This is a genomic window from Ruegeria sp. SATB027 (assembly GCF_059613825.1).
The window spans coordinates 1-4510 of sequence record NZ_JBXWTH010000029.1 but is presented as its reverse complement, the minus strand read 5'-3'; the positions used below and the strand labels follow the sequence as shown (position 1 = coordinate 4510).

Annotated in this window: 5 protein-coding genes; 2 read left to right on the top strand and 3 right to left on the bottom strand. The window is 53.2% G+C overall.

What is annotated here, in order from left to right; genetic code table 11:
• Positions 1-81 precede the first annotated feature (81 nt).
• Both AC2FPW_RS07115 and AC2FPW_RS07110 read left to right on the top strand, forming a co-directional pair.
• Positions 82-612, top strand: a complete 531-nt coding sequence (locus AC2FPW_RS07115) for a C-terminal helicase domain-containing protein (RefSeq protein WP_496812995.1) — start codon at positions 82-84, stop codon at positions 610-612.
• Positions 609-1040, top strand: coding sequence for an EcoRII N-terminal effector-binding domain-containing protein (locus AC2FPW_RS07110; RefSeq protein WP_496812994.1), 432 nt, complete (start codon positions 609-611; stop codon positions 1038-1040). The genes AC2FPW_RS07115 and AC2FPW_RS07110 overlap by 4 nt, the downstream gene beginning before the upstream one ends.
• Before the next feature lie 16 nt (positions 1041-1056).
• On the opposite strand, the gene AC2FPW_RS07105 is transcribed toward AC2FPW_RS07110, so the two are convergent.
• The 3 genes from AC2FPW_RS07105 to AC2FPW_RS07095 all read right to left on the bottom strand — a co-directional run.
• Positions 1057-3171 (bottom strand): AIPR family protein, encoded by a 2115-nt coding sequence (locus tag AC2FPW_RS07105; protein ID WP_496812993.1) that lies wholly within the window; start codon positions 3169-3171, stop codon positions 1057-1059.
• A 494-nt stretch (positions 3172-3665) separates the two neighbouring features.
• On the bottom strand, positions 3666-4214 hold the full coding sequence (locus AC2FPW_RS07100) for a hypothetical protein (RefSeq protein ID WP_496812992.1): 549 nt from the start codon (positions 4212-4214) through the stop codon (positions 3666-3668).
• An 18-nt stretch (positions 4215-4232) separates the two neighbouring features.
• Positions 4233-4510: type IV secretory system conjugative DNA transfer family protein (locus AC2FPW_RS07095; RefSeq protein ID WP_496812990.1), on the bottom strand; the 278-nt coding region annotated here is incomplete at its 5' end.

Below are 4510 nucleotides of genomic sequence, written 5' to 3'. Positions count from 1 at the left end.
CCATATAGGCTGCGATGAACCAGAAATCCTCCGTTACGAAAACCTCAAATCTGTCCCACAAGCGCTGACGTTAGACAAGGCATGCCTCTTATTACACCCAAGATGGAGCGAGCAGTCGACCTTCTTCGTGAGGCGTTTGCCAATGGTCGAAAGGTCATTGTTTTCTCTCTTTTCAATCGGATCGGTGACCTTCTTCAGCAAGCGTGTTCCCATATACCCGATACCCATTGGGGGGCCATAAACGGTTCAACCCCTCAGGAGGACAGGCAAACCATCATCGATGTATTCGCAGCTCACGAAGGACCGGCCTGCTTGGTCCTCAACCCGAAAGCGGCGGGGGCGGGATTGAATATTACTGCGGCAACTGTTGTTATCCATTTCACTCCGGTGTGGAATCCCGCGCTTGAAGCCCAAGCAAGTGCACGGGCACACCGAAGAGGGCAGACCGAACCAGTTACGGTCTATCGGCTTTTCTATTTGGATACCGTGGAGGAAGTAATGATCGATCGGTCCGCATGGAAAAACGACCTTGCGAACGAGACCGTGCCAGTCTCGACCCGTGACGCCGATGATCTCAAACGTGCTCTCGAAATAATGCCGGTGAAGTCATGAGCAGTGAAAAATTCAGAAAGCGACTGAGTGCCAATGATGTCGGAAAAACTGGTGGACACCAAGGCGGCGTCTTGATCCCTAAAGGCGAGAAGGAACTTCTCGCAATGCTGCCGGCTCTTGACCAGGACATAAAGAACCCTGACGCGTGGATTGAGTGCATCGACGAAACCGGACACACGATGAAATTCCGTTTCGTCTACTACAACAACCGCCTTCACGATCCGGGTGGCACCAGAAATGAATACCGGATTACACACATGACGAGCTGGTTTCGGGACGTTGGCGCCCGGGAAGGTGACGAGTTCGAAATATCACGAGCCAGCTTCGGCAACCAGTATTCGATCGGGATCAGGCCGAAAGACACTGAAAAGCCTGAACCTGATCAAGGCGTTCGAATCCGTTTGACGGCCTGGCGGCGGGTCCATTGATGCTGACAGTTGTATCCTAGTGCTGTCGTGACAAGGAGGATATCCGGATCCTCGGAGATTCATCCTCATCCACGTAGCCTTCCTCTCGGGCCCGCTCCAGAAGGTCGAGTGCGATGACCGATTGTTTTTCCGACGGCAGCTTGGACGGGAACAGGCCGCAAGCCTTAAGAATGCCATCCTCCTTTGGACTGAATATCCTCTTGCCTCCTCCCCATTCCCTGAGCCGGTTCCAGAATTCACCTCCGGCCTCAATCACCGAAGTCTGGGCCTCGATGCCAGAAATTACAGCTTCTTCGCGACGGCCATCTCTCTGAACGGCGCGTGCTTGCTCTGGCTCAACGAGGCAATTCATAATCTCGGGCCCATAGTCGATTTCAACCCGCTGCAAGGTCGCCCAACACGCCTGTTTCTTTCCCCATTCCGTTATATTGTTCACGCCCGCTTCGGGGTGGGTGATTACTTCCACTGCCGCTTCAGCCGCGATCAATAGTGCGTCACCTAGATCCCGAGATACCGATTGGCGCCGCCATACGGCATCAAGATCAATAACATGATCCCTTTCATCTGCGTCCGAGACCAATTTGGAGATAGAATAAGTAACAATGTTCGCTCGATATCCACCGGGATACCACGGCTGTTTCGGAATTGTCTTTTCGAGATGACGGAAGATTATCAGTTTAGAGACCAGGCGCCGATACCATGTCTCATCGAACTTCTTGTCACTCCGGTTCCATTCCGCCCCGATCATCTGAGCAAACTCGCCGAAGTTTTTCTGCGCGCCCTTGCTAACCGTATCAGGCCGCATGCGGAAACTCATCTCGACCTTCGCAAGGTCGGTTTTGACGAAGTATTGCGGTTTCGGGTTTTCGAGATCAAAACGCCGACGTTCAGCTTGGGATTTCTTGGCGCGTTCGACAAGGTACTGGCCCCTTGCGCGCTCGTAGAACCATTTTGTCTCGCGGTTTGTACCTTCGGCGGCCGGAGCCAAAACCCGTCTTGAGTATTCTTCCATCCTCATATGGAAAGGGTGGTTCGAGAAGAAATCCGCCGCGCTGACCTTGTTCTGACTGTTGGCGTATTTTGAGATGAACGGGACAACCTCTTCAGAAGCATCCGACGGAACAACTGTCAACTTCATCTGCACGTGGACTTGTTCGAGCGTATCTGGCGAGATTTTCCGAGCCGCGTGGAGAGAAGCTGTAGTTTGACCACCATTTACTACCTGCAGGTTTGTCGCTGACACGATCCTGAGACCGTCCGATGTCTTCTCAACCTCGACACAGTCGGCCGTTGCCGACAGCCCGTTGTTATAGCTGAAGAACATTGCCGGTTCATCCTTGATGGTGTCCCGAATACCCCGGTTCACAGCGCCACGCGCCTGAAGGAAGCTCCGAACGTTCGACTCCAATAGTCGCGCGCCCCATTTGTCATAAATTTCGGCCAATTGATGGCCGTTGATCACAACAAGATAACTGTCGAGGTGTTCGCCGCTGCTCGAAGCAGCCAGTGCCGGGATGCTTGCGCCAAAATCTTCCCGGAAATTGACGATGATCTTTTCCCGAGCGTGTCCCGACGTCTCGTAGCGATGGAAGCGTGTAAGATCCCAGATGTTGTAGGTGACTGGAATGCCATCAATCTTGCCCGCAAGAACCGCGTCTGTCCTGGCACTATAGGTCGCGTTGGTCATGAGAATGAGTTTGATCTTCGTGATAGATGACCACGCAGAAGTAATAATCGAGGCAGCACCTGCTTCAGCACTCCCTTCGATCAGATCCTCCCGGAAGGCTGCTCGACGCGCGGCGGCAACAAAGTTGATCAGGTGGCCGAAGGCCTTCTTGGCATCGCTCGCATTAATCTTGACCGCCGCATCTCCATCATAAAAATCGCTGACGATGACGCTAAGGATACCGTCGGACTCACGAGGGTCTCCACCGATACCATCAATTCTGACGGTCTTGCCTTGACTGTTGGTGAGAAATGTAACCCGATCAAACGTTGCAATCTCACCCTCTGTCTCCAGAAGCGTCGCCATCCGCTCAAAAAAGGTGTCGGCCTGTGAAATGCCGCTTGCTGATGCTCCTGCTGCGACTTCCTCAACCAATGAATTATTGAATTCTACAAGTTCATCCAATTAGTGTCATCTCCTAGTAAATATCGAAGTTCGGCGCACCGTTTTTATGGCACGCTGGAGACAAGCGCCTGTACGCATGTTCCTGCATTCCGACGAAAATATCGTCGACCTCAAAATCAGGAAGGTCAAGCGCCGGATCCAAAATCAACCAAGAAGGTGACCCATTCACGACTTGCCTGTGGCATCACAGACTTGCTTTGACCCAACCTATGAAAAGAGCTTTCCTGAGTTCTGTTTTGTCTCCGGGAAATCGGGATGCGGCGGCAGCAAAAACGAAGAAAGAAGTAGGAAGCCAATTTTACCTATCCCATTCTAACGATTGGTTGTTTGGGACGGTTTTGGCATAAGAAATATCCAAGGGCTATGGGCGAAAAAATCCAATGGGTTCAAACGGGACGTTGTCGCCGGATTTCTTTACGGTGCACTCCTTCCCACAGCCGGAACAGACCCCGGTAGCTCTGCCACGTCAATCCCGTTAATTTTCCGCAAAAGCTTCAATCCTGATAGTGCACACATACCGGGTGACCCTTTGTTGTCTGGACCCAAGCCCCACCAAAGACAGCACATGTGGTGCTGTTGATTGCTGAGAAACGAGGAAGCACCACCGCCAGCGCAAGAGCCAAAACAACAGCGCCCAGACCAAACCAGGGCAGGCGGGTTTTGAAGCGCTCGATCTCTCTTTCCTGTTCCCTAATGTCTTTGAAGACTTCCCATTTGTCCTGTTCAGCCTTTTTGAGAACCGCGTCCGTGTGTCTGCTTTGTGCTTCAAGAGAATTGGCAACCTGAGACATCGCCTCCAACGGACCGCGAACACGGGCATTGATCGCATGCCCAACCAGATCCCCATAGTGCTCCGGATCGGTCTGGTTCTGGGCCGCGAAGGCTGCCTGCCGCGCCTCTGTCGCCGTTTTGTTCAGACGATCCATAGCGCTGGTCTGGGCATCGACCCGATCCGACACGCTGGCCAGAACGGTGCCTACCATATCGAGGGTTTCGCGCAGCTCTTCGTCAGTGAGGGCAGGGGAGGAGATTTGATCTGACATGCTCGATTGTCTTTCTCGCTATTGGTCATGCGGCTGGAACAGCCCCTTGAATTCGGGATCGGTGTAATAGCGCAGTTTGCGGGCAATGGCCGTGGGCCTGCCCTGGACACGCAGGAGCTGGTTGTCCGGGTGGACCTGCATGATTTCATCCGGGGTGAGCAGATCGCGGCCGGTGACGTTCTGCGTCATCGAGAGCGCGTCCCCCGGTTTGTAGCTTTGTTGTGACTGCCGGATGAATTCTCCCCAAAACGGCCGAGGTAAAATTCCCCAGTTAGCGTGCTGAGGTGTTTTGTTCG